Source organism: Yersinia alsatica, from assembly GCF_902170305.1.
Lineage (GTDB): Bacteria > Pseudomonadota > Gammaproteobacteria > Enterobacterales > Enterobacteriaceae > Yersinia > Yersinia alsatica.
This window is the reverse complement of record NZ_CABHWW010000003.1, coordinates 1-25,875: the sequence shown is the minus strand read 5'-3', so window position 1 is coordinate 25,875 and position 25,875 is coordinate 1. Positions and strand designations below refer to the sequence as shown.

Below are 25,875 nucleotides of genomic sequence, written 5' to 3'. Positions count from 1 at the left end.
TTTGGGTTAAATAATTACTCAAAGCCATTGGCGTTGCAGCTAACATCCCTGCGGCGTCAAGGACGAAAAGTAATCATATTTTATGACAGGAGAGTCACCTTGGAACAAACGGTAAACTTATGGCCGCTGATTGGTATCGCGGCGATTGTGATTGGGTTTTTACTGCGGATAAACGCCGTGTTGGTGGTTATCACCGCCGGGATCATCACCGGTGTGGCCGCATTGATGCCAATAGCAACTATTTTGGAAAAGCTGGGTGAGGGGTTTCTTAACACCCGCAACCTGCCATTGATTTTGTTACTGCCTCTGGCGGTTATCGGGTTGCTCGAGCGCCACGGCTTGAAAGAGCGAGCGCAGGCATGGATTTCGCAGATCAAAAGTGCCACGTCTGGCCGCTTACTGATTGTGTATCTGTTTGTGCGTGAGGCCACGGCAGCACTGGGTTTAACCAGTCTTGGCGGCCATGCTCAGATGGTGCGCCCGTTATTGGCCCCAATGGCGGAAGGTGCGGCAACCACTCGTTATGGCGAATTACCAGAGAAAGTGCGTTATCGTCTGCGGGCGATGTCTGCTGCTACGGATAATGTCGGTTTATTCTTCGGTGAAGATATTTTTGTCGCCTTTGGCGCCATTATCTTTATGCACAACTTTATGTTGGAGTCCGGCGGGATTCAGACCGAGCCACTGCACATTGCGTTGTGGGGGATCCCGACCGCAATTTGTGCCTTCCTGATTCATTCTTATCGTTTACAACGTTTAGATAAACACCTCGCCGCTGAATTAACCGCGCTGAATCAGTCTGCTTTGGCTGCCAAAGGAGACGCAAAATGATTTTCCAACAGCAATATTTATACTGGTTGGCGGGTGTCGTATTACTGATAGTCGCGGTAATGTCATTCCGTGATAAAGCCAACCCGCGCCGGATCACCACCGGCCTATTCTGGGGGTTGTACGGGCTGGTTTTTCTGGTGGGGGATTGGACCTACCGTCTGGCAAGTACATTAGGGGGGGAAGGGCCAGATGAAAAACGCATCCTGAATATCACGGTCGGCGTGGTGGTGGTCATCATGGCGCTGATCGCCGGTTTTGGTGGCGTCAAGTTGGGCAGCTACCATCAGCGTACAGCACAAGAACGTGAAGTGAGTGCCAAACGTTTGGGGAATAAGCTGTTTATTCCGGCGCTGACCATCCCTGTCGTGACGGTTATCGGCGTGCTGTTGTTTACTAATATTCCAGCATTGGACCAGTGGCTGTTTGGTGCGGGTAATCACTCAACCTTGGTGACCTTATTCTCGATGACGGTCGGCTGTGTGCTCGGCTTGCTGATTGCGGTGGTAATGACCCGCGAGACTGCCGCACAACCGGTGCAGGAAGCTCGGCGTTTGCTGGACTCCATTGGCTGGGCATTTATCTTGCCGCAGATTTTGGCAACACTCGGCCTGCTGTTTACCACCGCCGGCGTCGGCACGGCGATTGCCCATTTAACTCAGGAATATCTCGCGGTAGATCATCGCTTTATTGCGGTGGCGGTCTATGCTATTGGCATGGCGCTGCTGACGATGATCATGGGGAATGCGTTTGCTGCTTTCCCTATTGTGACGGCGGGTATCGGCATTCCAATCTTGGTATTGCAGCACGGGGGTAACCCAGCAGTGATGGCTGCTATTGGGATGTTCTCGGGTTATTGCGGCACCTTAATGACCCCTATGGCGGCCAACTTTAACATTGTTCCTGCCGCATTATTGGAGCTACCGGATAAAAATGCGGTGATCAAAGCGCAGATCCCAACTGGGGTTGCTTTGTTGATTGTTAACGTATTTTTGCTGTATTTCCTGATGTTTCTCTAGGAGAGATGATGAGAAGTGTATTAATTACCGGGTTTGAGCCATTTGGTGGCGAACGGGTGAATCCCTCTTGGGAAGTGGTCAAGCAACTGAATGATTTGATGATGGGTGGCGTCAGAGTGGTGGCCCGTCAGTTACCTTGCGCTTTTGGTGAAGCCCTGACCGCGCTGAATGCGGCGATAGATGATATTCAGCCAGTGTTAGTGTTAGCCATTGGTCAAGCGGGTGGGCGTGCTGATATCACCATCGAGCGAGTTGCCATTAATATTGATGATGCCCGAATTCCCGATAATCAGGGGCATCAGCCTGTCGACCAACCTATCGTCGAAGACGGCCCTGCGGCCTATTTTACCCGCTTGCCTATCAAGGCGATGGTGCAAGGGATTCGTGATGCAGGTATTCCGGCCTCGATTTCCCAGACCGCAGGAACGTATGTCTGCAACCATGTAATGTATGGTTTATTACACCGCTTAAATTCAGCTAATAGCGAGGTTAAGGGCGGATTTATCCATATTCCTTACTTACCTGAACAAGCTGTTGATCACCCTGGTGCACCGAGTATGTCGACACAATCGGTGTTGATAGCCTTGGAATTGGCAATTTCTATTGCCTTGCAAATTGAGCACGATTTGCATATTCCTGGTGGCGCAATTCATTGATTCAGCCATAAAAAACGCCACCGAAAGGTGGCGTTTTGCATTTTCTCAGCGCAATAAAAAACTTACTTTTTCAACTGGCTCTTAAATTCACGCTCCGCATAACCGGTATAAAGCTGACGCGGACGCGCAATTTTGATGCCCTCGTCGTGCATTTCATTCCAGTGAGCAATCCAGCCGATAGTGCGCGCAATCGCAAAGATTACGGTAAACATTGAAGACGGAATACCCAATGCTTTCAGGATGATACCTGAATAGAAGTCAACGTTTGGATACAATTTACGCTCGATGAAATACGGGTCGTTCAGCGCAATATGCTCCAACTCCATCGCCACTTTCAGCAGATCGTCTTCCAGTTTTAACTCTTTCAGCACTTCATGGCAGGTTTCACGCATCACAGTGGCGCGCGGATCGTGGTTTTTATACACACGGTGACCAAAGCCCATCAGGCGGAATGAGTCATTTTTATCCTTCGCACGGCGGATAAATTCTGGAATATGCTCAACAGTTTTAATCTCTTCCAGCATCTTCAGGCAGGCTTCGTTCGCGCCGCCGTGCGCTGGTCCCCACAGGGAGGCAATCCCGGCAGCAATACAAGCAAACGGGTTAGCGCCAGAAGAACCCGCAGTACGAACTGTCGAGGTTGAAGCGTTTTGCTCGTGGTCGGCGTGCAGGATGAAAATACGATCCATTGCGCGTTCCAACACTGGGTTAACTTCATATTCTTCACATGGAGTAGAGAACATCATGCGCAGGAAGTTACCGGCATAAGACAGGTCGTTACGCGGATAAACAAACGGCTGGCCGATTGAATATTTGTAGCACATCGCCGCAACAGTCGGCATTTTGGACAGCAGACGGAAGGCGGTGATTTCACGATGACGCTCGTTATTCACATCCAGCGCATCATGGTAGAAGGCGGCCAGTGCGCCAGTTACCCCGCATAATACTGCCATTGGGTGCGAGTCACGGCGGAACCCACGGAACAGACTGGTGATCTGCTCGTGAATCATAGTGTGGCGGGTGACGGTCGCTTTGAAAGTTTCATACTCTTCAGCCGTAGGGGCTTCGCCGTACAGCAGAATGTAGCAAACTTCCAAATAGGTAGAATTGTTAGCTAACTGGGCAATCGGGAAGCCACGGTGCAACAGAATACCTTCATCACCATCGATATAAGTGATTTTTGATTCGCAGGATGCGGTAGAAGTAAAGCCTGGGTCAAAGGTAAAATAACCTTTCGAACCTAAGGTGCGGACGTCGATAACGTCAGTGCCGAGGGTTGGGGATAGCACGCCCAGTTCGATCGCAGCTTCGCCTTCTAAATTCAGCGTCGCTTTCTTGTTAGCCATTTACAGTCTCCTTAGCGCTTATTTTAAAACCTCTAACAACTGAAATATCTTAGATGTCCGCAAGGCCATCACCTCATCAGCATAGTTCTGTTTTATTCACCATTAAAAATGTGATTTAGGGTACAGAGTATCTTGCCAATGCGGCCGGTGATCCAAAGCTCTGGATCAGCAATCGATGTTATAAAGTTGTTAACGATTTGTCGGATACTTATCGTTTATGGTTCATTGCCTACGATATCTATGGGGATATTTACTAAATACACTGTTGCATAACTTAGGCTTATGGGGAAGTGTATCCGCAGACCTTTAGTGCATCATAGGGCTTATTTCTACCCTAGTTGTAATAGAAATGTTTATTCTTTGTCAAATCAGATAATTAATTTTATATAAATTGTGTAAATCGTGATCCTAATCACTGTTCAGGGGAAATGTTACCAATCAGTTTGTGTGGGAATTGTAATAAGAATGTGAACCACCTATACTGCCGCCAGGTCTCCGGATTACCCTGAAGTAGGAGCACCCAGCGTTATATAGAGCACACCGTTTAAGCATTCAGGATGTTATGTCTAAACGTGTGATGTGAAGGGTTTCGGCTCTTAACGCTGTCTGACCCCCACCCAGATCCGGAGGATGGAAAATAATAAAAGCTGTGTGGGCAAAAACGTGAAAAAACAAAGACCTGTCAATTTGGATCTGCAAACGATTCGATTTCCTGTTACTGCGATAGCGTCCATTTTACACCGAGTCTCTGGCGTAATTACTTTCGTTGCCGTTGGTATCCTCCTTTGGCTGTTAGGTTTGTCTGTTTCCTCGCAAGAGGGATTCATGCAAGCCGCGGCGATCATGAATAGCTTTTTTGTTAAATTCATCTTCTGGGGAATACTCACTGCGCTGGCCTATCACATTTGCGGTGGCATTCGTCACTTGTTAATGGATTTCGGCTATATCGAAGAGAGCTTGGCTGCGGGGACCCGCTCCGCCCAAGTCGCAATGGTGTTAACCTTGGTGCTGTCAGTTTTAGCTGGAGTCCTTGTATGGTAAGCAATGCTTCTGCGTTAGGGCGTAATGGAGTACACGACTGGCTGTTACTACGTGCTTCTGCAATCGTCATCACTCTGTATGTTCTCTATATTCTGGGCTTTGTTGTTATTGTCCCAGATATCACCTACGAAATCTGGCGTGGCTTCTTCGCTTCGCACATCACAAAAGTGTTTACCCTGCTGACATTACTGTCAATTTTGGCTCACGCCTGGATTGGTCTGTGGCAGGTATTAACGGACTATATAAAGCCGCTGGCGGTACGTCTGGTGTTACAACTGGCCGTCGTGATTACGCTGCTGGTCTATCTACTGTATGGAACAATTGTGGTGTGGGGTGCTTAAATGAAACTGCCGGTCAGAGAGTTTGATGCTGTTGTTATCGGTGCAGGTGGCGCAGGTATGCGCGCAGCACTGCAAATTTCACAAATGGGGTTGTCTTGCGCCCTGATATCTAAAGTTTTCCCAACTCGTTCCCATACCGTATCTGCGCAGGGGGGTATTACTGTCGCACTGGGTAACACCCACGAAGATAACTGGGAATGGCATATGTACGACACGGTAAAGGGTTCCGATTATATCGGTGACCAGGATGCCATCGAATATATGTGTAAAACTGGCCCGGAAGCGGTTCTCGAACTGGAGCACATGGGCTTGCCTTTCTCCCGTTTAGAAGACGGCAGTATTTACCAACGGCCATTCGGTGGGCAGTCGCTTAACTTCGGCGGTGGGCAAGCGGCGCGTACAGCGGCTGCGGCTGACCGTACTGGGCATGCACTGTTACATACCCTTTATCAGCAAAACCTGAAAAACCACACCACCATTTTCTCCGAGTGGTATGCACTGGATTTAGTGAAGAATCAGGACGGCGCTTTTGTTGGCTGTACCGCTATCTGCATTGAAACCGGTGAAGTGGTCTATTTCAAAGCGCGCGCCACGATATTGGCTACCGGCGGTGCCGGGCGTATTTATCAATCAACAACCAATGCGCACATTAATACCGGTGACGGTGTGGGCATGGCCCTGCGTGCCGGTGTTCCGGTGCAGGACATGGAAATGTGGCAGTTCCACCCGACGGGTATCGCCGGGGCGGGGGTATTGGTGACTGAAGGTTGTCGTGGTGAAGGCGGTTATTTGCTGAATAAACACGGCGAGCGCTTTATGGAACGTTATGCCCCGAACGCCAAAGATTTGGCGGGTCGTGACGTAGTAGCACGTTCTATCATGATTGAAATTCGTGAAGGCCGCGGCTGTGATGGTCCTTGGGGCCCTCATGCCAAATTGAAACTGGATCATTTGGGTAAAGAGGTTCTGGAATCCCGTCTGCCGGGTATTCTTGAGTTATCTCGCACCTTTGCCCACGTCGATCCAATCAAAGAACCTATCCCGGTGATTCCAACTTGTCATTATATGATGGGCGGGATCCCGACCAAAGTAACCGGTCAGGCCATCACGGTAAATGAAAAGGGCGAAGATGTTGTTATCCCTGGCTTGTTTGCGGTAGGTGAAATTGCCTGTGTTTCCGTCCATGGTGCAAACCGTCTGGGTGGCAACTCCCTACTGGACTTAGTGGTATTTGGTCGTGCCGCCGGTATGCATCTGCAAGAGTCCTTAATGGAGCAGGGTAGCAGCCGCGATGCCAGTGATTCAGATATTGAAGCTTCACTGGATCGAATGAACCGCTGGAATAACACCCGTTCCGGTGAAGATCCGGTTGAGATCCGCAAAGCATTACAATCCTGCATGCAGAATAACTTCTCGGTATTCCGTGAAGGCGATGCCATGGCAAATGGATTGGAAGAACTGAAAACTATCCGTGAACGTCTGCGAAATGCCCGTCTGGATGACACTTCCAGTGAGTTCAATACCCAACGTATTGAATGCCTGGAGTTGGATAACCTGATGGAAACTGCGTTTTCCACCGCGGTGTCAGCAAACTTCCGTACCGAAAGCCGTGGCGCTCATAGTCGCTTTGACTTCCCGGAACGTGACGATGCGAACTGGCTGTGTCACTCGCTGTATTTGCCGGACACTGAAAGCATGACCCGCCGTGAGGTAAACATGCAACCTAAGCTACGCGCGGCATTCCCGCCGAAAGTGCGTTCTTACTGATGCCCGTTACGGAGGAATAGGTCATGAAGCTTGAATTCTCGATTTATCGCTATAACCCGGACGTCGATAACGCGCCGCACATGCAGGATTACACCCTGGAAGCGGAAGAAGGCCGGGATATGATGTTGCTGGACGCACTTATCCAGTTAAAAGAAAAAGATCCAACTTTGTCGTTCCGCCGCTCATGCCGTGAAGGTGTTTGTGGTTCCGACGGCCTGAATATGAATGGCAAAAATGGCTTGGCCTGTATCACGCCGATTTCAGTTTTGCAGAAGGGCAATAAAAAGATTGTGATTCGCCCATTGCCGGGGTTACCGGTGGTGCGGGATTTAGTGGTCGATATGGGGCAGTTTTATACTCAGTATGAGAAAATTAAACCTTACCTGTTGAATGATGGCAAAAATCCACCAGCACGTGAGCATTTACAGTCGCCGGAGCAGCGCGAAAAACTGGATGGTTTGTATGAATGTATCCTGTGCGCTTGTTGCTCAACCTCTTGCCCGTCATTCTGGTGGAATCCGGACAAATTTGTTGGCCCGGCAGGGTTACTGGCGGCCTATCGTTTCCTGATAGACAGCCGTGATACCGAAACAGCAGCACGTTTGGATGATCTAGACGACGCTTTTAGTGTTTTCCGCTGCCATAGCATCATGAATTGTGTCAGTGTTTGTCCTAAAGGCCTTAACCCGACCAAAGCAATCGGCCACATTAAGTCTATGTTGTTGCAACGTAGTGCATGATGTGAGTTTATTAACCCGGGGAATGTATTCCTCGGGTTGCTTCAAGGTAGGGAATCTCTAAAAGCTGGCGAGCTGTCGGTTTTTAGAGGTTCCTTGAACGGGACCGTTAAGGTCCATAACAGAATGTGCATTGAGCACATCGAGTGAACCGTTTTTACGGCAAACCGTTGATATTACGGTGTATATGTTAACCACGGCGAAAACTGAAGCTTCAAAGCTTAAGGGATCATGATGCAGAACGGCGCAATGAAGGCCTGGCTGGATTCCTCCTATCTGGCGGGCGCGAACCAGTCCTACATAGAGCAGCTCTATGAAGACTTTTTAACCGATCCTGGTTCCGTTGATGATAGTTGGCGTTCAATTTTTCAACAACTACCGACGACGGGTGTAAAACCTGATCAGTTCCACTCTCAAACTCGTGAGTATTTCCGTCGCCTGGCGAAGGATACCTCTCGTTATAACTCATCCATCAGCGATCCTGAAAATGATGCCAAGCAAGTTAAGGTGTTGCAGTTAATCAACGCCTTCCGCTTCCGCGGCCATCAACATGCCAACCTTGACCCACTCGGTTTGTGGAAGCAGGAGTCTGTTCCAGACCTCGAGCCTTCCTATCATAATCTGACCGAAGCCGATTTCCAGAACACCTTCAACGTCGGCTCTTTTGCTATCGGCAAAGAGACCATGAAGCTGTCTGATCTGTACGCAGCCCTGAAGCAGACCTACTGCGGCCCGATTGGCGCTGAGTACATGCACATTACCAACACCGAAGAAAAGCGCTGGATCCAGCAGCGTATTGAGTCGGTGGTCGGGAAACCGACATTCAGCGATGAAGAGAAGCGCCGTTTCCTGAGCGAACTGACTGCCGCTGAAGGTTTGGAACGTTATCTAGGGGCTAAATTCCCGGGCGCTAAGCGTTTCTCGCTAGAGGGCGGCGATTCGCTGGTCACTATGCTGAAAGAGATGATTCGCCATGCGGGTAAGAACGGCACACGTGAAGTCGTGCTGGGGATGGCTCACCGTGGCCGTCTGAACGTATTGATTAACGTGCTGGGTAAGAAACCGGAAGATTTGTTCGATGAGTTCTCTGGTAAGCATAAAGAACATCTGGGTACCGGTGACGTTAAATATCACCAAGGTTTCTCTTCAGATGTCGAAACCGAAGGCGGGCTGGTTCATCTGGCGTTAGCCTTCAACCCATCGCATCTGGAAATTGTTAGTCCGGTAGTTATTGGTTCGGTACGTGCCCGTCGTGACCGCCTCGACGAAGCTCGCAGCAACATGGTATTGCCAATCACCATTCATGGTGACGCGGCGATTGCCGGGCAAGGTGTGGTGCAAGAAACCTTGAACATGTCTCAGGCCCGTGGCTATGAAGTGGGCGGGACGGTGCGCATTGTTATCAATAACCAGATTGGTTTCACCACCTCGAACCCACTGGATGCGCGTTCTACCCAGTACTGTACTGATATCGCCAAAATGGTACAGGCACCTATTTTCCACGTAAATGCTGATGATCCTGAAGCTGTGGCGTTTGTTACCCGTCTGGCGTTGGATTTCCGTAACACCTTTAAACGTGACGTGATGATCGACCTGGTTTGCTACCGTCGCCATGGGCATAACGAAGCCGATGAGCCAAGTGCCACACAGCCAGTGATGTATCAGAAGATCAAAAAACACCCGACGCCGCGCAAAATCTATGCTGACAAGCTGACCGAGCAAAATATCGCCAGCCTGGAAGATGCCACGGAAATGGTCAACCTGTATCGTGATGCTCTGGATCACGGCGACTGTGTGGTGGAAGAGTGGCGTCCGATGAATCTGCAATCCTTCACGTGGTCACCTTATCTGAACCATGAATGGGACGAAGAATATCCAAGCAAAGTTGAGATGAAACGCCTGCAAGAGCTGGCGCGTCGTATCAGCCACGCGCCGGAAGCCATTGAAATGCAATCGCGTGTTGCCAAGATCTATGGCGATCGCGCCTTGATGGCCGCAGGCGAGAAGCCATTTGACTGGGGTGGCGCTGAAACTCTGGCCTACGCCACATTGGTAGATGAAGGTATTCCGATTCGTTTATCCGGTGAGGATGCGGGGCGCGGTACTTTCTTCCATCGTCATGCAGTGATTCATAACCAGAAAAATGGTTCTGTTTACGTGCCACTGGCAAATGTTCACAGTGGGCAGGGTAACTTCCAGGTATGGGACTCGGTGCTGTCGGAAGAAGCTGTTTTGGCATTTGAATATGGCTACGCCACGGCTGAACCTCGCACCCTGACTATCTGGGAAGCGCAGTTCGGTGACTTTGCCAACGGTGCTCAAGTGGTTATCGACCAGTTCATCAGCTCCGGCGAGCAGAAATGGGGCCGGATGTGTGGTCTGGTGATGTTGCTGCCACATGGTTACGAAGGGCAAGGTCCAGAGCACTCCTCTGCGCGACTGGAACGCTATCTGCAACTTTGTGCTGAACAAAACATGCAGGTATGTATCCCGTCAACGCCAGCACAGGTTTACCACATGATTCGCCGTCAGGCATTACGTGGTATGCGCCGTCCGTTGGTGGTCATGTCGCCTAAGTCGCTGTTGCGTCATCCGCTGGCGATATCTTCTCTGGATGAACTGGCGAATGGCAGCTTCTTGCCAGCGATTGGCGAAGTTGACGAGTTGGATCCGAAAGGCGTCAAACGTGTCGTGATGTGCTCAGGCAAAGTCTACTATGACTTGCTGGAACAGCGTCGCAAGAATGGGCAAACCGATGTCGCCATCGTGCGTATCGAGCAACTTTATCCGTTCCCGCATCAAGCTGTGCAAGCGGTGTTGGAACAGTTTGCTCATGTACATGACTTCGTCTGGTGTCAGGAAGAGCCGCTTAACCAGGGTGCCTGGTATTGCAGTCAACATAACTTCCGTGAAGTAATTCCATTTGGTGCTTCCCTGCGTTACGCAGGCCGCCCAGCCTCAGCTTCACCGGCAGTTGGATACATTTCCGTACACCAGAAACAACAACAAGCTCTGGTTAATGACGCGCTGACCGTTGAATAGCGAGCCGGTTAACACATAAAGGATAGAGAATGAGTAGCGTAGATATTAATGTTCCTGACCTCCCTGAGTCTGTCGCCGATGGCTCTGTAGCAACTTGGCACAAGAAACCGGGCGATAGCGTCAAACGTGATGAAGTGCTGGTTGAGATTGAAACGGACAAAGTGATTCTGGAAGTTCCGGCCAGTCAGGACGGTATTTTGGACGCCATTTTGGAAGACGAAGGTGCCACAGTCGTTTCACGTCAGGTACTGGGTCGTATTCGTCCAAGTGACAGTTCCGGCCTGCCGACGGAAGAGAAAAGTCAGAGCACTGAGTCAACTCCTGCTCAGCGCCAGACGGCTAGCCTGGAAGAAGAAAGCAACGATACCCTTAGCCCGGCGATTCGTCGTCTGATTGCTGAGCACTCTCTGGATGCAGCGGCAATCAAAGGCAGCGGTGTCGGTGGTCGTCTGACGCGTGAAGATATCGAGAGTCATTTGGCAAACCGCAAGTCGGCACCCGCAGCGGCAGCAGCCAAAGTTGAAACCGCAGCACCTGTCGCACCTATCGCGGGCCGCAGTGAAAAACGTGTTCCGATGACGCGCCTGCGTAAACGTGTTGCCGAGCGCCTGTTGGAAGCGAAAAACAGCACTGCAATGTTGACGACGTTTAACGAAATCAACATGAAGCCGATCATGGATCTGCGCAAGCAGTATGGCGAAGCTTTTGAGAAACGCCACGGTGTGCGTCTGGGCTTTATGTCCTTCTATATTAAAGCCGTTGTTGAAGCACTGAAACGTTATCCGGAAGTGAATGCTTCCCTCGATGGCGAAGATGTGGTCTACCACAATTACTTCGATGTCAGCATTGCGGTTTCGACTCCGCGCGGCCTGGTAACTCCAGTACTGCGTGATGTAGACACCATGGGTATGGCTGATATTGAGAAAAAGATCAAAGAACTGGCTGTAAAAGGCCGTGACGGCAAACTGAAAGTTGAAGAACTGACTGGCGGTAATTTCACCATTACCAATGGCGGCGTATTCGGCTCACTGATGTCGACTCCGATCATTAACCCACCACAAAGCGCGATCCTTGGCATGCATGCCATTAAAGATCGCCCAATGGCGGTAAATGGTCAGGTAGTGATTCTGCCAATGATGTATTTGGCACTGTCCTACGATCACCGTTTGATCGACGGCCGCGAGTCTGTTGGTTATCTGGTGACAGTGAAAGAGATGCTGGAAGATCCAGCTCGCTTGCTGCTTGATGTATAAAAAAGATAAATGACAAGGTCAGTCTGATTGCAAGGTGTTAATAACCTGCCTCCGTGCAATCAGGCTACCTAGAAGGCTTCGGCCCATCTCAGACCTTATATGGATAGAACATCATGAATTTACACGAATATCAGGCAAAACAACTGTTTGCTCGGTATGGCATGCCCGCTCCAACGGGTTACGCTTGTACCACACCGCGTGAAGCAGAAGAAGCCGCATCTAAAATCGGTGCTGGCCCGTGGGTGGTTAAATGTCAGGTACATGCTGGCGGTCGCGGTAAAGCGGGCGGCGTGAAACTGGTTAATAGCAAAGAAGATATTCGTGCTTTCGCTGAACAGTGGCTGGGTAAAAAACTGGTAACTTACCAGACAGATGCCCATGGCCAGCCGGTTCACCAAATTTTGGTTGAAGCTGCAACAGATATTGATAAAGAGCTCTATCTGGGTGCAGTTATTGACCGTAGCTCCCGTCGTGTGGTGTTTATGGCATCCACTGAAGGCGGTGTTGAAATTGAAAAAGTGGCTGAAGAGACACCAGAACTGATCCACAAAATCGCGTTGGATCCGTTGACTGGCCCGCAACCTTATCAAGGTCGTGAATTAGCCTTTAAACTGGGTCTGACTGGTAAGCAAGTGACTCAGTTCAGCAAGATCTTTATGGGTCTGGCAACCATGTTCTTGGAACGTGATTTGGCAATGGTCGAGATCAACCCACTGGTTATCACCAAACAAGGCGATTTGATCTGCTTGGATGGCAAACTGGGTGCTGATGGCAATGCCTTGTTCCGCCAGCCTGAACTGCGCGAAATGCGTGACCCAAGTCAGGAAGATGCCCGCGAAGCACATGCTGCGCAGTGGGAACTGAACTACGTCGCGCTGGATGGCAACATTGGTTGCATGGTAAACGGCGCTGGCTTGGCAATGGGTACCATGGATATCGTGAAACTGCACGGTGGCGAACCGGCTAACTTCCTCGATGTTGGCGGTGGTGCCACCAAAGAGCGCGTGACTGAAGCCTTTAAAATCATTTTGTCTGATGACAAAGTGAAAGCGGTTTTCGTTAACATCTTCGGCGGGATCGTGCGTTGTGACCTGATTGCTGACGGCATTATTGGTGCGGTTGAAGAAGTGGGTGTCAACGTGCCGGTCGTGGTTCGTCTGGAAGGGAATAATGCCGAACTGGGTGCCAAAAAACTGGCAGACAGCGGTTTGAATATCATTGCTGCGACCAGCCTGACAGATGCGGCTCAGCAAGTTGTAGCGGCAGTGGGGGCTAAATAATGTCTATTTTAATTGATAAAAACACCAAAGTTATTTGCCAGGGCTTTACCGGTAGCCAAGGGACTTTCCACTCAGAACAAGCTATCGCCTATGGTACCAAAATGGTTGGCGGTGTTACGCCAGGCAAAGGCGGAACCCAGCATCTTGGTCTGCCGGTGTTCAATACCGTTCGTGAAGCTGTAGAAACGACCGGTGCCACAGCCTCTGTTATCTATGTGCCAGCGCCGTTCTGTAAAGATTCAATTCTGGAAGCTATCGACGCCGGTATAAAATTGATCATCTGCATTACTGAAGGCATCCCGACACTGGATATGCTGGTCGTAAAAGTCAAATTGGATCAATCCGATGCGCGTATGATCGGCCCTAACTGTCCGGGTGTTATCACCCCAGGTGAATGTAAGATTGGCATCATGCCTGGCCATATCCACTTGCCGGGTAAAGTTGGTATCGTTTCGCGTTCAGGCACTCTGACTTATGAAGCAGTAAAACAGACTACTGATATCGGTTTCGGCCAATCAAGCTGCGTTGGTATTGGTGGCGACCCAATCCCTGGTTCTAACTTTATCGATATTCTGAAGTTATTCCAGGAAGACCCACAAACTGAAGTCATCGTAATGATCGGTGAAATCGGTGGTAATGCAGAAGAAGAAGCGGCAGCTTATATTAAAGAGCACGTGACCAAACCTGTTGTGGGCTATATCGCCGGTGTAACTGCACCAAAAGGCAAACGTATGGGCCATGCTGGTGCCATCATTGCTGGTGGTAAAGGGACTGCGGATGACAAATTTGCTGCTCTGGAAGCGGCGGGTGTGAAAACCGTGCGTAGCCTAGCTGAAATTGGTAATGCGGTGAAAGCGGTATACCAAAGCAATAAGTAATAGCCGCTACCTCAATAACACGCTCGACATAAAGGCCACCTTGCGGTGGCCTTTTTAATGCTCAATCAGAACTTATTCAAAGCAGTAATCAGTGCAATATCCATTTGCGCTTGTTGCTTGGTTTGTTCAGTCGTGGCGCTGGCGGCTTGCTGCTGCAACGCCGTTAATGCCGCATTGTAACTGGCTTTATCCTTAAACAATTTATCTTTAACATTGATTGAAGCAATGTTGGTATAACGGCCATCGGCAGTGGACGGTACCGAAATAGTCCCCTGATTAATCAGTTGCTTAACAATCTGCCGCTCTTTGTCATAGCCTTCTAATCCCACTAATTGCCAACGTTGTTGAGGTTTGCCCTCATACTTGCCGGACTTAACCACAGTCAGATAGCGAATAGTCAGATTACGGATAGTGCCTTCTTCTTCACCGTATTGTGCTTTACTGTCGGACAATATCGGGAATTTTTGCCCTTCGAGCACGCCACCTTTTTGTGTCAGATGGCCCATCCGATAACTGTTCATTCCCAGATGAATTGGGGTGATATCAATGACAGGGGTACCATCAGTAAGCCGTAAATCGGTGATCCGCGAACCCACCGGCTGGCGCAAATCAATGGTATAAGTCACGCCATCAAAGAAATCATTGGTTGAATATTTTGAGGCACGGCGTTGCGGATTAAAGCTGTAAGTGACATCCCCCGGTTTGACTTGGTTAAAGTAGCCCGCCGACCACTCCATATATTGCTTTAACTCTTTGCCGGTTAGAGAATAAACCGTGATTTCACCGCCAGCATATTGATAGTTAAATGCAATGTCTTTAGCGGTGATATCACCGACATCCAGCTTGGGATGGTCATTATCAATCTGCAAGGCGATGACCTGCGCATGGGGAGCATAATAATGAGCTGCTTCCTGATACAGAGCGCTGATACCTGTGTCCTGCACATGCACTTGAGGAATGCCTTTAATCTCATCCGGCGGCACCAGATTGCTACCACTCAACTTAGCAATAACCCGATTAGCATTGGCGCGCAAAATGTCATGGTAAGGCTGGTAAATAGCTTCCAGCGTTTTATCTGACTTAATGCCTTGGATAGGGTAGGTATAGCTGTCTTTGTCGATGAGTTGGTACTTGCCATCTCGCTGTTCAAATTTCAGGTCAATACGGGACAGTGCGCGGCCGTATTTATCCGGCTCGGTAATAATAACGCCATTAACCACGGCCTTATCAATCTTCACATGCATATGGCCAGCAACTATAGCTGCGAGTTCTGGGTTGGCTTTGGCTATATCGCCAACACCCGTTCCTGGCCGCTGATTTTCATTATCTATCCCCATATGAGCAACCAGCACAATGGCATCGACTTGCGGCTGGATTTGCTGAATAACCTTTTTCACTTCCTGCACCGGATCAGTGAAATGGATACCATTGATGCGGCCGGTTCCCTGAGCGAACTCGGCAGTCATTGGGGTATCCATGCCGATGATGCCAATTTTAACCCCTTGGCGCTCAATAATTTTATAAGAGGGTAGGTAGGGTTTACCTGAATCCCAGAAAATATTACCCGCCAGCGCAGTACCGTCGAATTGCTTAAGAGAGGTAGAAAGGATTTTTAAGCCAAAATCAAACTCATGGTTACCCATCACCCAGGCATCATATTTCAAGGCATTAAAGCCGAGGACCATCGGGCTGATGGGCTCATTCTTAAAGGTTTCAACAAAGTTGCCCTGAATGGTATCACCGGCATCAACCAAAATAATGTTGGGCTGCTCGGCGCGAATTTTCTGCACTTTGGTAGCGATTTGACTCAGGCTACCGGCCAGATTTTCACTGTCAGTGGCATAGTCCCACGGCACAAAAGTGCCATGTAAATCAGAGGTGCCCAAGATAGTGACGTCGACTTGCGGTGCGGCGATGGCGGTGGTGCTAACACAGAGTAAGGTGGTGAGTGCTATTTTTTTCATTGTAGGGGATTCAATATTTTATCAAGTAATAGCACTTTATCATGCAACAAAATGGCAACACTAGCGAACGCTTCCCTCAGAATAGACTAATATATTTATGTAAAACTCGAAATTGTGATTTAACTCACCCTGAAACTAATAAATTTAAAAGTTAACTTGGATCGCATAATAACGACGTAATAAAGCATTAGATAAACCATAAAATTACATTTTATTAACAGTTCTGGATTATATAAAAACAATCAAACTTTTAATTAACATGAAAAAGAATTAATTGTTCTAAATCAAGTTTTGAATATGGCAATAATGTTCATATGGGCTTAAATTGTTCTGGATCAAACTATGACATGATGGGCAAATGGCCTATTTGTTGACCTGTATCCAGAACTCTAAGCTGGGTCACGTAAAATCCTATTTATTGTGTGGGATTAGAAGCGTACTATTACCGCGGTGTAATACTGGGTAGTTGATATTGTTATTTTTGTTGTGTTTTTTTGGGCATTCACTGCGGGTCAATATGAGATTTCCAATTAACATGGAGGTCGCGTTACCGCAAGTCGGAGTCTTCCTGCGAGGAGCAAGGAGTCAAGATGTTTGATATTGTCGAACTGTCACGGTTACAGTTTGCCTTAACGGCAATGTACCATTTCTTATTTGTCCCACTAACGCTGGGTATGGCGTTTATGTTGGCAATTATGGAATCGGTTTATGTGCTGTCTGGTAAACAAATCTATAAAGATATGACCAAATTCTGGGGCAAGTTATTTGCTATTAACTTTGCTCTGGGGGTTGCCACTGGTTTGACTATGGAGTTCCAATTCGGGACTAACTGGTCATATTTCTCACATTACGTCGGTGATATCTTCGGTGCCCCTCTGGCAATCGAAGGTTTAATGGCGTTCTTCTTAGAATCTACTTTTGTCGGTCTATTCTTCTTCGGTTGGGATCGCCTGAGTAAACACCAGCATTTGGCCGTAACCTGGCTGGTTGCATTAGGCTCTAACTTCTCTGCGTTGTGGATCTTGGTTGCTAACGGCTGGATGCAAAACCCGATTGCGTCTGACTTCAACTTTGAAACCATGCGTATGGAAATGCTGAGTTTCTCAGAACTGGTTCTAAACCCAGTCGCTCAGGTGAAATTCGTTCACACTGTGGCTGCTGGTTATGTTACCGGTGCCATGTTTGTTCTGGGTATCAGCTCTTACTATCTGCTGAAAGGCCGTGATATTCCGTTTGCTAAGCGCTCCTTTGCTATCGCTGCAAGCTTCGGTTTAGCTGCAACGCTGTCTGTTATCGTGCTGGGTGATGAATCCGGTTATGAAATGGGTGACGTGCAGAAAACTAAATTGGCTGCGATTGAAGCGGAATGGGAAACTCAACCACCTCCGGCAGCCTTTACGCTGTTTGCCATTCCTAATCAGGAAACCATGGAGAACCGGTTTGCGGTTCAGATCCCCTTTGCATTGGGCATTATCGCCACCCGCTCACTGGATACACCGGTGATTGGTTTACGTGATTTGATGTCTCAGCATGAAGTGCGGATTCGTAATGGTATCCAGGCTTACCATCTGCTTGAACAGTTACGTAATGGCAATACTGATCCGGCGGTACGTGAAGCCTTCAATAAAGCGAAGCAAGATCTTGGCTATGGCATGCTACTCAAGCGCTATACAGAAAACGTAACAGACGCGACTGAAGAGCAAATCCAGTTAGCCGCTAAGGACTCTATCCCGCGTGTTCTGCCGCTTTACTTCGCATTCCGCATCATGGTGGCTTGTGGCTTCCTGATGTTACTGATCATCGGCCTCTCGTTCTATAACGTGGTTCGTGGTCGGATTGGCGAGAAGAAATGGCTACTGCGTGCCGCATTGTACGGTATTCCGTTACCGTGGATTGCAGTTGAAGCAGGTTGGTTTGTGGCTGAATATGGCCGTCAACCTTGGGCCATCGGTGAAGTGCTACCGACAGCAATTGCAAACTCATCCGTCACTGCTGGCGACATTCTGTTCTCCATGGCACTGATTTGTGGTTTGTACACGCTGTTCCTGGTGGCAGAGATGTACCTGATGTTCAAATTCGCGCGCCTTGGGCCTAGCAGCCTGAAAACTGGCCGCTATCATTTTGAACAGCCGACTGCCCCAGTGCAGGAAGCACGGTAAACAGGAGTCCACTTATGTTTGATTATGAAGTATTACGATTTATCTGGTGGCTGCTGATCGGTGTGCTGCTGATTGGTTTCGCAGTCACCGATGGTTTCGACATGGGCGTCGGTATCCTGCTGCGTATCATCGGTAAAAATGATACAGAACGCCGTATTATGATTAACTCGATTGCCCCTCACTGGGATGGTAATCAGGTTTGGCTGATTACAGCGGGTGGGGCACTGTTCGCTGCCTGGCCAATGGTGTATGCAGCTGCATTCTCCGGCTTCTATATTGCGATGATTCTGGTATTGGCTGCGTTATTCTTCCGTCCGGTCGGTTTTGACTACCGTTCTAAGCTGGAGAATAGCCGCTGGCGCAACATGTGGGACTGGGGCATCTTCATCGGTAGCTTCGTGCCTGCAGTTGTCTTCGGTGTGGCATTTGGTAACTTGCTGCAAGGTGTGCCATTCCACATGAATGAGTACATGCGCCTGTTCTACACGGGTAACTTCTTCCAGTTACTGAACCCGTTTGGCCTGTTAGCAGGGGTTGTCAGCTTGACCATGCTGGTCACCCAAGGGGCAACTTATCTGCAAATGCGTACTCGTGGTGAGTTGCATCTGCGTTCCCGTGCCGCTGCGCAAATTTCCGCGCTGGTCATGGGCGTTGCATTCTTGCTGGCCGGTATCTGGTTAGTTAACGGTATTGATGGCTTTGTGATTACTTCAGTATTGGATAGAGCTGCTGAATCTAACCCGATGCGCAAAGAAGTCGCACATCAGGCTGGTGCATGGTTGATTAACTTCAACAAGTACCCAAGCTTGTGGGCGCTACCTGCACTTGGGGTGATTCTGCCACTGTTCACTATTATACTGTCGCGTCTTGAAAAAGGGGCTTGGGCCTTCTTATTCTCATCACTGACGATTGCTTGCGTGATTCTGACCGCCGGGGTCACCATGTTCCCGTTCGTTATGCCATCAAGCACTATGCCAAATGTCAGTCTGACAATGTGGGATGCAACATCTAGCCTGTTGACGCTGAAAGTGATGACCATTGTTGCGATCATCTTTGTTCCTATCATCTTGATTTACACCAGTTGGTGTTATTACAAAATGTTCGGGCGCATTGATAAAGACTTTATCGAAAACAACAAGCACTCACTGTACTAAGGAGCATAAAGCATGTGGTATTTTGCCTGGATTCTAGGGACACTTCTGGCCTGCTCCTTTGGTATCATTACTGCTCTGGCGCTGGAGCAGAGTGAAGCCAACGCAGCAGCGAAAGCCGCTAACAATGGCAATGATGATGTTGTCCGATAAGCTATACGATTTAATGGATAAGGGCCCTTTACGGGCCCTTTCACTGGTGCTCGCATTTGCTGTGGCTTTCTGTGTATTTTGGGACCCTTCGCGTTTTGCGGCGGCAACCAGCTCACTTGAAGTCTGGCAAGAGGTATTTATCGTGTGGGCAGTGTGTACCGGTGTGATTCATGGCGTTGGTTTTCGCCCTAAGCGGGTGTGGTTGCGTGCTTTTTTCTCACCACTTCCTGCAATTGTGATCTTGGGCGCGGGATTATTCTACTTTTTTGTCTAATCTGAGTACGTTTCGCCTAATCTGAATACAATCTCTCCTTTATGGGCCGCCTGGCCCATAATTATTTTCGTTCTATTCTCGCAAGTGATTCCAAAGCTTAACGCTCTTCAGTATAGTGTGTCCGTTAACTGCATTACTGGGAAGTAGAGTGAGTAATACGTTGTTTCGATGGCCGGTTCGTGTCTATTTTGAAGACACCGATGCTGGTGGCGTGGTTTACCACGCGCGCTACGTTGCCTTTTACGAAAGGGCGCGCACGGAAATGTTGCGCCAACGCAATTTTCACCAGCAGCAATTGCTCAGTGAGCATGTCGCTTTCGCTGTCCGCCGCATGACGGTAGAATACCTGGCGCCTGCACGTCTTGATGATATGCTGGAAGTTCAGAGTGAAATTACCGCAATGCGTGGAGCTTCTCTCACGTTTGCTCAACAAATTCTCGACTCACATGGCAATCTTCTGAGTAGTGCAGAAGTATTGATCGCATGTATCGATCCACACCAAATGAAGCCAAGAGCGCTTCCTAAGTCTATTGTCGCGGAGTTTAAGTAGTGGCTGACATGAACATTCTGGATTTATTCCTGCAGGCAAGCCTATTCGTTAAGCTTATCATGCTGGTATTGATGGGCTTTTCTATTGCTTCATGGGCGATCATCATTCAGCGAACGCGTATTCTGAATGCTGCCACCCGCGATGCAGAGGCTTTCGAAGATAAATTTTGGTCCGGCATTGAGCTGTCCCGTCTGTATCAAGAAAGTCAGGCTCGTCGCGATACGCTTGGTGGTTCCGAGCAAATCTTCCATTCTGGATTTAAAGAGTTTGCCCGTTTACATCGTGCAAACAGCCACGCACCCGAAGCTGTGATTGACGGCGCTTCTCGTGCGATGCGTATCTCTATGAACCGTGAATTAGAAGCGCTGGAAACCCATATTCCTTTCCTTGGTACTGTTGGTTCTATCAGCCCATATATCGGTCTGTTTGGTACAGTATGGGGGATTATGCATGCCTTTATTTCTCTGGGTGCCGTCAAGCAGGCGACCTTACAAATGGTTGCGCCAGGTATTGCTGAAGCACTGATTGCTACGGCAATCGGTTTGTTTGCTGCAATCCCTGCTGTTATGGCATATAACCGCCTGAACCAGCGTGTGAATAAACTTGAACAAAACTATGACAACTTCATGGAAGAGTTCATTGCTATTCTGCATCGCCAGGCTTTTGCTAGCGCCGAGAGCAAATAAGTAGGGGGTTGTATGGCGCGAGTACGTGGTCGTAAACGTCGCGAGCTTAAGTCTGAAATTAACATTGTTCCCTTGCTTGACGTTTTACTGGTGCTATTGCTGATCTTTATGGCGACCGCGCCTATTATCACGCAAAGTGTTGAGGTAGATCTCCCTGACGCGACGGATTCAAAAACCGTTTCCAGTGATGACAATCCTCCGGTCATTGTCGAAGTATCAGGTGTGGGTCAATATTCGCTGGTGATTGACCATCAGCGGATGGAGCAACTGCCTTCAGAGCAAGTCGTGGCAGAGGCTCAAGCAAGATTGAAAGCAAATCCGAAGACCGTGTTCCTGATTGGTGGTGCTAAAGAGGTTCCTTATGATGAAATTATTAAGGCCCTTAATATGCTGCATCAGGCTGGAGTGACGTCGGTGGGCTTAATGACTCAACCGATATAAATTTGTGTTGATATTGGCTGGATTGATAGCAAATCCAGCCAGTAGATACCCTGTTTTTAGCAGTTCCGTTTTTTAGAAATAGAGCGCGGACATCGAGTGTGGAAATCGAGCGTGGGTAAGGCAACCGAGCAAAATGATAAGCTGAATCGCGCCATTATAGTGTCGGTGGTTCTGCACATCATATTGATTGCCCTGTTGATTTGGGGCTCTCTGACGCAGACGACTGAAATGGGCGGCGGCGGTGCAGGCGGCGAAGTTATTGACGCCGTCATGGTCGATCCGGGCGCGGTGACCGAGCAGTATAACCGTCAGCAACAGCAGCAGACGGACGCTAAACGCGCGGAGCAGCAACGCCAGAAAAAAGCCGATCAGCAAGCTGAAGAACTACAGCAGAAGCAGGCGGCAGAACAACAACGCCTGAAAGAATTGGAAAAAGAGCGTCTGCAAGCACAGGAAGATGCAAAGCAGGCGGCTGAAGAACAGAAGAAACAAGCCGCTGAACAGCAAAAAGAGGCCGCAGAGCAACAGAAAACTGCCGCCGCCGCTGCTGCCAAAGCGAAAGAAGAGCAGAAGCAGGCTGAAGCAGCTGCGGCCCAGGCCAAAGCAGAGGCCGATAAGCTGGTGAAAGCACAGGCTGAGGCTCAAAAGAAAGCCGAAGCTGAAGCCAAGAAAGAGGCTGCTGTAGCCGCTGCGGCGAAGAAACAAGCTGATGCTGACGCGAAGAAAGCGGCAGAAGAGGCGAAAAAGGCTGCCGCAGAAGCTGCTGAAAAGAAAGCTGCTGCTGATGCTGAGAAGAAAGCGGCCGCCGATGCTAAAAAAGCCGCTGCTGCTGAGGCTAAGAAGAAAGCTGCCGCAGAAGCCGCAGCTGCAACGGATGTTGATGACTTATTTGGCGGCTTGGCAAACTCCAAGAATGCGCCGAAAAGTGGTTCAGGTGCTGGCGCTGCTGCAGCCGGTAAAGGTGGTGGCAAGAAGAGCGGGGCATCAGGTGCTGATGTCAGTGGCTATCTGGGCCAGATAACTGCCGCGATCCAAAGTAAATTTTATGATGCAGATCTTTACAAAGGCCGTACCTGTGATCTGCGAATTAAATTGGCACCAGATGGTCTATTAATTGATGTTAAAGCGGAAGGGGGCGACCCGGCACTGTGTCAGGCTGCAATCGCCGCGGCAAAACAAGCGAAAATTCCTAAACCTCCAACTGCGGATGTTTATGAAGTGTTTAAGAATGCTCCGCTTGTATTTAAACCTCAATAAGGTTTGATTGACTGGGATATAACTCTGTTAATCAACCATGGATTATGTAGTTTTGTTTGCGTTGGTTTGTTAAAATTCTGCTAATTATCGCGGGCATCCCGCTCGGATAAGGGAGATAAGATGAAGCAGGCATTTCGAGTAGCGCTAGGCTTTTTAGTTTTATGGGCTTCTGTTTTACATGCAGAAGTTCGAATTGAGATTACCCAAGGGGTAGACTCGGCTCGCCCAATTGGGGTTGTTCCATTCAAATGGATGGGGCCAGGTACACCACCAGAAGAAATTGGCGCTATTGTCGGCGCGGATTTACGTAATAGTGGTAAATTTAACCCAATTGATGCGGCGCGCATGCCACAACAACCTTCCACAGCAGCTGAAGTAACACCTGCGGCCTGGACTGCGTTGGGTATTGATGCCGTTGTTGTTGGTCAGGTTCAACCAAGTGCTGATGGCAGCTACGTGGTTTCTTACCAGTTAGTGGATACTTCTGGTGCGGCCGGTAGCGTTTTGGCGCAAAATCAGTATAAAGTAACCAAGCAATGGCTACGTTATTCTGCGCATACTGCCAGCGACGAAGTATTTGAAAAGTTGACAGGGATTAAAGGTGCTTTCCGTACCCGTATTGCCTATGTTGTGCAAACTAACGGCGGCAAATTCCCACATGAATTGCGGGTTTCTGACTACGATGGCTACAACCAGTTTGTTGTGCATCGTTCTCCTGAACCTTTGATGTCACCAGCCTGGTCTCCAGATGGTAGCAAAATTGCTTATGTAACTTTTGAGAGTGGCAAATCAGCACTGGTTATCCAGACGCTGGCCAATGGTGCAATTAGACAAGTGGCTTCATTCCCTCGTCATAATGGTGCTCCAGCCTTCTCACCGGACGGTTCTAAACTGGCCTTCGCGCTATCTAAAAGCGGCAGCCTGAACTTGTATGTTATGGATCTGGGATCTGGCCAAATAAGCCAAGTGACTGATGGTCGTAGCAATAACACCGAACCAAGCTGGTTCCCGGATAGCCAGAATTTGGCTTATACCTCGGATCAGGGTGGCCGTCCACAAGTGTATAAAGTGAATATTAATGGCGGTGCACCTCAGCGAATCACGTGGGAAGGTTCTCAGAACCAGAACGCAGATGTGAGTCCTGATGGTAAATTCCTGGCATTGGTTAGCTCCAATGGCGGGGCACAACACATCGCCAAACAGGATCTAGTAACGGGAGCCGTTCAAGTATTAACGGACACGTTCCTGGATGAAACGCCTAGTATCGCGCCTAACGGCACCATGGTTATCTATAGCTCGACACAAGGGCTGGGAGCCGTGTTACAGCTGGTCTCGACTGATGGGCGTTTCAAAGCGCGTCTTCCGGCAACTGATGGACAGGTCAAATTTCCTGCCTGGTCGCCGTATCTGTGATGCATGTGTAAATACGTATGTATGGCAAACTATAAAAAAGGATCAAAGAGATGCAACTGAACAAAGTGCTGAAAGGGCTGATGTTGGCATTGCCAGTTCTGGCTATCGCTGCTTGTAGTTCTAACAAAAGCGCAAATAATGACCAATCTGGCATGGGCGCTGGCACTGGTACAGAAAATGGCAGCAACCTGTCTTCCGAAGAGCAAGCGCGTCTTCAGATGCAAGAACTGCAAAAGAACAATATCGTTTACTTCGGCTTCGATAAATACGATATCGGTTCTGACTTCGCTCAAATGCTGGATGCACATGCTGCATTCCTGCGTAGCAACCCATCTTACAAAGTTGTTGTTGAAGGCCACGCGGATGAACGCGGTACGCCAGAATACAACATCGCGTTGGGCGAGCGTCGTGCAAACGCAGTGAAAATGTATCTGCAAGGTAAAGGCGTTTCTGCTGACCAGATCTCTATCGTTTCTTACGGTAAAGAGAAACCAGCAGTACTGGGCCATGACGAAGCAGCGTTCGCTAAAAACCGTCGTGCAGTTCTGGTTTACTAAGAGAATCGCATGAACAGTAACTTCAGACGTCACTTAGTGGGTCTGTCGTTACTGGTTGGCGTAGCGGTCCCATGGGCCGCTACTGCCCAAGCGCCAATCAGTAATGTCGGCTCCGGCTCGGTAGAAGATCGGGTCACTCAACTTGAGCGTATTTCCAACGCTCACAGCCAGCTATTAACTCAACTTCAGCAACAATTATCAGATTCGCAACGCGATGTAGATAGTTTACGCGGTCAGATCCAAGAGAATCAGTATCAGCTCAATCAAATTGTTGAGCGGCAAAAACAGATCTATCAGCAGATGGATAGTCTGGGTAGTGGTCAGGGGGCGTCGACTTCAACGCCTGCGGCTGCTGGCGCTGCGACAGATAATGCAGCGACAGGTAGTTCTGATACTGCCACCGCAGGCGCAGCAGCGGCTACAGCGGCACCTGCAGCAAGTACTGGTGATGAAAACAGCGATTATAATGCTGCGGTTTCTCTGGCGCTTGAGAAAAAGCAATATGATCAAGCGATCACTGCTTTCCAAAGTTTTGTGAAGCAGTATCCAAAGTCGACTTACCAGCCTAATGCCAACTACTGGCTAGGGCAGTTGTATTACAACAAGGGTAAGAAAGACGATGCCGCATATTATTATGCTGTTGTAGTAAAAAATTATCCCAAGTCTCCAAAAAGTTCAGAAGCAATGTTTAAAGTTGGGGTGATCATGCAGGATAAAGGCCAAAGCGATAAAGCGAAGGCGGTTTATCAACAAGTGATCAAGCAATATCCCAATACCGATGCTGCTAAACAGGCACAGAAACGTTTATCTGCTCTTTAGCCTTTTTCGAGCCCAGGAATTGGTCGCATTGACTAATTTCTGGGCTTTAGCGAGCGAAGAACAAGCAGTTAAACGTATTAACAGAAATTTAAGTTGCACTGTGAAGAGAAATTAGTAATATATGCCGCCGTTGCCAAGACAACTGTAAAACGTTAAAGCAGCAGGAAATTATAGTAGGCAGTAACGCATAATGGGTCGTTAGCTCAGTTGGTAGAGCAGTTGACTTTTAATCAATTGGTCGCAGGTTCGAATCCCGCACGACC

At 48.9% G+C, this 25,875-nt stretch carries 24 protein-coding genes; 22 read left to right on the top strand and 2 right to left on the bottom strand.

Features of this window, described 5'->3' with window-relative positions; genetic code table 11:
* The first annotated feature begins 99 nt into the window (after positions 1 to 99).
* Genes FTA96_RS00275 through pcp form a run of 3 tightly spaced genes read left to right on the top strand, consistent with a single transcriptional unit; the run spans position 100 to position 2,503 of the window.
* Positions 100 to 831, top strand: coding sequence for a DUF969 domain-containing protein (locus FTA96_RS00275; RefSeq protein ID WP_050107776.1), 732 nt, complete (start codon positions 100 to 102; stop codon positions 829 to 831).
* Complete coding sequence (locus FTA96_RS00270) at positions 828 to 1,847, top strand: DUF979 domain-containing protein (protein ID WP_145508176.1); 1,020 nt, start codon at positions 828 to 830, stop codon at positions 1,845 to 1,847. The genes FTA96_RS00275 and FTA96_RS00270 overlap by 4 nt, the downstream gene beginning before the upstream one ends.
* A gap of 8 nt (positions 1,848 to 1,855) precedes the next feature.
* The gene (gene pcp / locus FTA96_RS00265) at positions 1,856 to 2,503 is read left to right on the top strand and encodes a pyroglutamyl-peptidase I (RefSeq protein WP_050107772.1); all 648 of its coding nucleotides are present in this window, start codon (positions 1,856 to 1,858) and stop codon (positions 2,501 to 2,503) included.
* A 62-nt stretch (positions 2,504 to 2,565) separates the two neighbouring features.
* Here pcp and FTA96_RS00260 read toward each other — a convergent pair whose 3' ends face one another.
* A complete protein-coding gene (locus FTA96_RS00260; RefSeq protein ID WP_050107770.1) occupies positions 2,566 to 3,849 on the bottom strand; it encodes a citrate synthase in 1,284 nt (427 codons plus the stop codon).
* Between the two features lie 630 nt (positions 3,850 to 4,479).
* Here FTA96_RS00260 and sdhC point away from each other — a divergent pair.
* The 8 genes from sdhC to sucD all read left to right on the top strand — a co-directional run bounded on the left by sdhC (position 4,480) and on the right by sucD (position 14,188).
* Positions 4,480 to 4,890: a succinate dehydrogenase cytochrome b556 subunit gene (sdhC, locus tag FTA96_RS00255; RefSeq protein ID WP_172460456.1), complete on the top strand. Its 411-nt coding sequence runs from the start codon at positions 4,480 to 4,482 to the stop codon at positions 4,888 to 4,890.
* Positions 4,884 to 5,231, top strand: a complete 348-nt coding sequence (gene sdhD / locus FTA96_RS00250) for a succinate dehydrogenase membrane anchor subunit (protein ID WP_025377606.1) — start codon at positions 4,884 to 4,886, stop codon at positions 5,229 to 5,231. Before sdhC ends, sdhD begins: the two co-directional genes overlap by 7 nt.
* Entirely contained in the window at positions 5,232 to 6,998 is a 1,767-nt protein-coding gene (gene sdhA, locus FTA96_RS00245) for a succinate dehydrogenase flavoprotein subunit (RefSeq protein WP_050107768.1), read from the top strand.
* Positions 6,999 to 7,021: 23 nt separating this feature from the next.
* A complete protein-coding gene (locus FTA96_RS00240; protein ID WP_050107767.1) occupies positions 7,022 to 7,738 on the top strand; it encodes a succinate dehydrogenase iron-sulfur subunit in 717 nt (238 codons plus the stop codon).
* 231 nt (positions 7,739 to 7,969) lie between these two features.
* Entirely contained in the window at positions 7,970 to 10,777 is a 2,808-nt protein-coding gene (gene sucA, locus FTA96_RS00235; protein WP_050107765.1) for a 2-oxoglutarate dehydrogenase E1 component, read from the top strand.
* Between the two features lie 29 nt (positions 10,778 to 10,806).
* Positions 10,807 to 12,030: a 2-oxoglutarate dehydrogenase complex dihydrolipoyllysine-residue succinyltransferase gene (odhB, locus tag FTA96_RS00230; RefSeq protein ID WP_050122430.1), complete on the top strand. Its 1,224-nt coding sequence runs from the start codon at positions 10,807 to 10,809 to the stop codon at positions 12,028 to 12,030.
* 113 nt (positions 12,031 to 12,143) lie between these two features.
* Positions 12,144 to 13,310, top strand: coding sequence for an ADP-forming succinate--CoA ligase subunit beta (gene sucC / locus FTA96_RS00225; protein ID WP_050107761.1), 1,167 nt, complete (start codon positions 12,144 to 12,146; stop codon positions 13,308 to 13,310).
* Positions 13,310 to 14,188 (top strand): succinate--CoA ligase subunit alpha, encoded by an 879-nt coding sequence (gene sucD / locus FTA96_RS00220; protein WP_025377611.1) that lies wholly within the window; start codon positions 13,310 to 13,312, stop codon positions 14,186 to 14,188. Before sucC ends, sucD begins: the two co-directional genes overlap by 1 nt.
* Before the next feature lie 65 nt (positions 14,189 to 14,253).
* Here the strand turns inward: sucD and FTA96_RS00215 are convergent, their stop codons facing one another.
* On the bottom strand, positions 14,254 to 16,152 hold the full coding sequence (locus FTA96_RS00215) for a bifunctional metallophosphatase/5'-nucleotidase (protein WP_145572946.1): 1,899 nt from the start codon (positions 16,150 to 16,152) through the stop codon (positions 14,254 to 14,256).
* Positions 16,153 to 16,742: 590 nt separating this feature from the next.
* Between FTA96_RS00215 and cydA the strand changes: the two genes are divergently transcribed.
* From cydA to cpoB, 11 genes are all read left to right on the top strand, one after another.
* Positions 16,743 to 18,311 (top strand): cytochrome ubiquinol oxidase subunit I, encoded by a 1,569-nt coding sequence (gene cydA, locus FTA96_RS00210; protein WP_050107757.1) that lies wholly within the window; start codon positions 16,743 to 16,745, stop codon positions 18,309 to 18,311.
* Between the two features lie 14 nt (positions 18,312 to 18,325).
* Positions 18,326 to 19,465, top strand: coding sequence for a cytochrome d ubiquinol oxidase subunit II (cydB, locus tag FTA96_RS00205; protein WP_050107756.1), 1,140 nt, complete (start codon positions 18,326 to 18,328; stop codon positions 19,463 to 19,465).
* 12 nt (positions 19,466 to 19,477) lie between these two features.
* Entirely contained in the window at positions 19,478 to 19,615 is a 138-nt protein-coding gene (cydX, locus tag FTA96_RS00200) for a cytochrome bd-I oxidase subunit CydX (RefSeq protein WP_004712290.1), read from the top strand.
* Positions 19,602 to 19,889, top strand: coding sequence for a cyd operon protein YbgE (gene ybgE, locus FTA96_RS00195; protein ID WP_172665444.1), 288 nt, complete (start codon positions 19,602 to 19,604; stop codon positions 19,887 to 19,889). Before cydX ends, ybgE begins: the two co-directional genes overlap by 14 nt.
* Positions 19,890 to 20,037: 148 nt before the next feature.
* A complete protein-coding gene (gene ybgC, locus FTA96_RS00190; protein ID WP_145572945.1) occupies positions 20,038 to 20,439 on the top strand; it encodes a tol-pal system-associated acyl-CoA thioesterase in 402 nt (133 codons plus the stop codon).
* The gene (tolQ, locus tag FTA96_RS00185) at positions 20,439 to 21,125 is read left to right on the top strand and encodes a Tol-Pal system protein TolQ (RefSeq protein ID WP_004393307.1); all 687 of its coding nucleotides are present in this window, start codon (positions 20,439 to 20,441) and stop codon (positions 21,123 to 21,125) included. Before ybgC ends, tolQ begins: the two co-directional genes overlap by 1 nt.
* A 12-nt stretch (positions 21,126 to 21,137) precedes the next feature.
* Positions 21,138 to 21,566, top strand: coding sequence for a colicin uptake protein TolR (gene tolR / locus FTA96_RS00180; RefSeq protein ID WP_004712292.1), 429 nt, complete (start codon positions 21,138 to 21,140; stop codon positions 21,564 to 21,566).
* A 111-nt stretch (positions 21,567 to 21,677) separates the two neighbouring features.
* Complete coding sequence (tolA, locus tag FTA96_RS00175; protein ID WP_050122425.1) at positions 21,678 to 22,823, top strand: cell envelope integrity protein TolA; 1,146 nt, start codon at positions 21,678 to 21,680, stop codon at positions 22,821 to 22,823.
* Positions 22,824 to 22,943: 120 nt separating this feature from the next.
* Complete coding sequence (gene tolB, locus FTA96_RS00170; protein WP_004712294.1) at positions 22,944 to 24,236, top strand: Tol-Pal system beta propeller repeat protein TolB; 1,293 nt, start codon at positions 22,944 to 22,946, stop codon at positions 24,234 to 24,236.
* A 50-nt stretch (positions 24,237 to 24,286) separates the two neighbouring features.
* Complete coding sequence (gene pal / locus FTA96_RS00165; RefSeq protein WP_004393299.1) at positions 24,287 to 24,793, top strand: peptidoglycan-associated lipoprotein Pal; 507 nt, start codon at positions 24,287 to 24,289, stop codon at positions 24,791 to 24,793.
* A gap of 9 nt (positions 24,794 to 24,802) precedes the next feature.
* A complete protein-coding gene (gene cpoB / locus FTA96_RS00160) occupies positions 24,803 to 25,612 on the top strand; it encodes a cell division protein CpoB (RefSeq protein ID WP_050107752.1) in 810 nt (269 codons plus the stop codon).
* The last annotated feature ends 263 nt before the right edge of the window (positions 25,613 to 25,875 follow it).

Bases quoted from the DNA above. Each gene is read 5' to 3' on its own strand.
- cpoB (WP_050107752.1), top strand. From the start codon at position 24,803: ATGAACAGTAACTTCAGACGTCACTTAGTGGGTCTGTCGTTACTGGTT.
- ybgE (WP_172665444.1), top strand. From the start codon at position 19,602: ATGTTGTCCGATAAGCTATACGATTTAATGGATAAGGGCCCTTTACGG.
- sdhA (WP_050107768.1), top strand. From the start codon at position 5,232: ATGAAACTGCCGGTCAGAGAGTTTGATGCTGTTGTTATCGGTGCAGGT.
- pal (WP_004393299.1), top strand. From the start codon at position 24,287: ATGCAACTGAACAAAGTGCTGAAAGGGCTGATGTTGGCATTGCCAGTT.
- sucA (WP_050107765.1), top strand. From the start codon at position 7,970: ATGCAGAACGGCGCAATGAAGGCCTGGCTGGATTCCTCCTATCTGGCG.
- FTA96_RS00240 (WP_050107767.1), top strand. From the start codon at position 7,022: ATGAAGCTTGAATTCTCGATTTATCGCTATAACCCGGACGTCGATAAC.
- cydX (WP_004712290.1), top strand. From the start codon at position 19,478: ATGTGGTATTTTGCCTGGATTCTAGGGACACTTCTGGCCTGCTCCTTT.
- FTA96_RS00270 (WP_145508176.1), top strand. From the start codon at position 828: ATGATTTTCCAACAGCAATATTTATACTGGTTGGCGGGTGTCGTATTA.
- pcp (WP_050107772.1), top strand. From the start codon at position 1,856: ATGAGAAGTGTATTAATTACCGGGTTTGAGCCATTTGGTGGCGAACGG.
- odhB (WP_050122430.1), top strand. From the start codon at position 10,807: ATGAGTAGCGTAGATATTAATGTTCCTGACCTCCCTGAGTCTGTCGCC.
- cydB (WP_050107756.1), top strand. From the start codon at position 18,326: ATGTTTGATTATGAAGTATTACGATTTATCTGGTGGCTGCTGATCGGT.
- cydA (WP_050107757.1), top strand. From the start codon at position 16,743: ATGTTTGATATTGTCGAACTGTCACGGTTACAGTTTGCCTTAACGGCA.
- FTA96_RS00260 (WP_050107770.1), bottom strand. From the start codon at position 3,849: ATGGCTAACAAGAAAGCGACGCTGAATTTAGAAGGCGAAGCTGCGATC.
- FTA96_RS00215 (WP_145572946.1), bottom strand. From the start codon at position 16,152: ATGAAAAAAATAGCACTCACCACCTTACTCTGTGTTAGCACCACCGCC.
- sucC (WP_050107761.1), top strand. From the start codon at position 12,144: ATGAATTTACACGAATATCAGGCAAAACAACTGTTTGCTCGGTATGGC.
- tolR (WP_004712292.1), top strand. From the start codon at position 21,138: ATGGCGCGAGTACGTGGTCGTAAACGTCGCGAGCTTAAGTCTGAAATT.
- tolB (WP_004712294.1), top strand. From the start codon at position 22,944: ATGAAGCAGGCATTTCGAGTAGCGCTAGGCTTTTTAGTTTTATGGGCT.
- sdhD (WP_025377606.1), top strand. From the start codon at position 4,884: ATGGTAAGCAATGCTTCTGCGTTAGGGCGTAATGGAGTACACGACTGG.
- sucD (WP_025377611.1), top strand. From the start codon at position 13,310: ATGTCTATTTTAATTGATAAAAACACCAAAGTTATTTGCCAGGGCTTT.
- sdhC (WP_172460456.1), top strand. From the start codon at position 4,480: ATGGAAAATAATAAAAGCTGTGTGGGCAAAAACGTGAAAAAACAAAGA.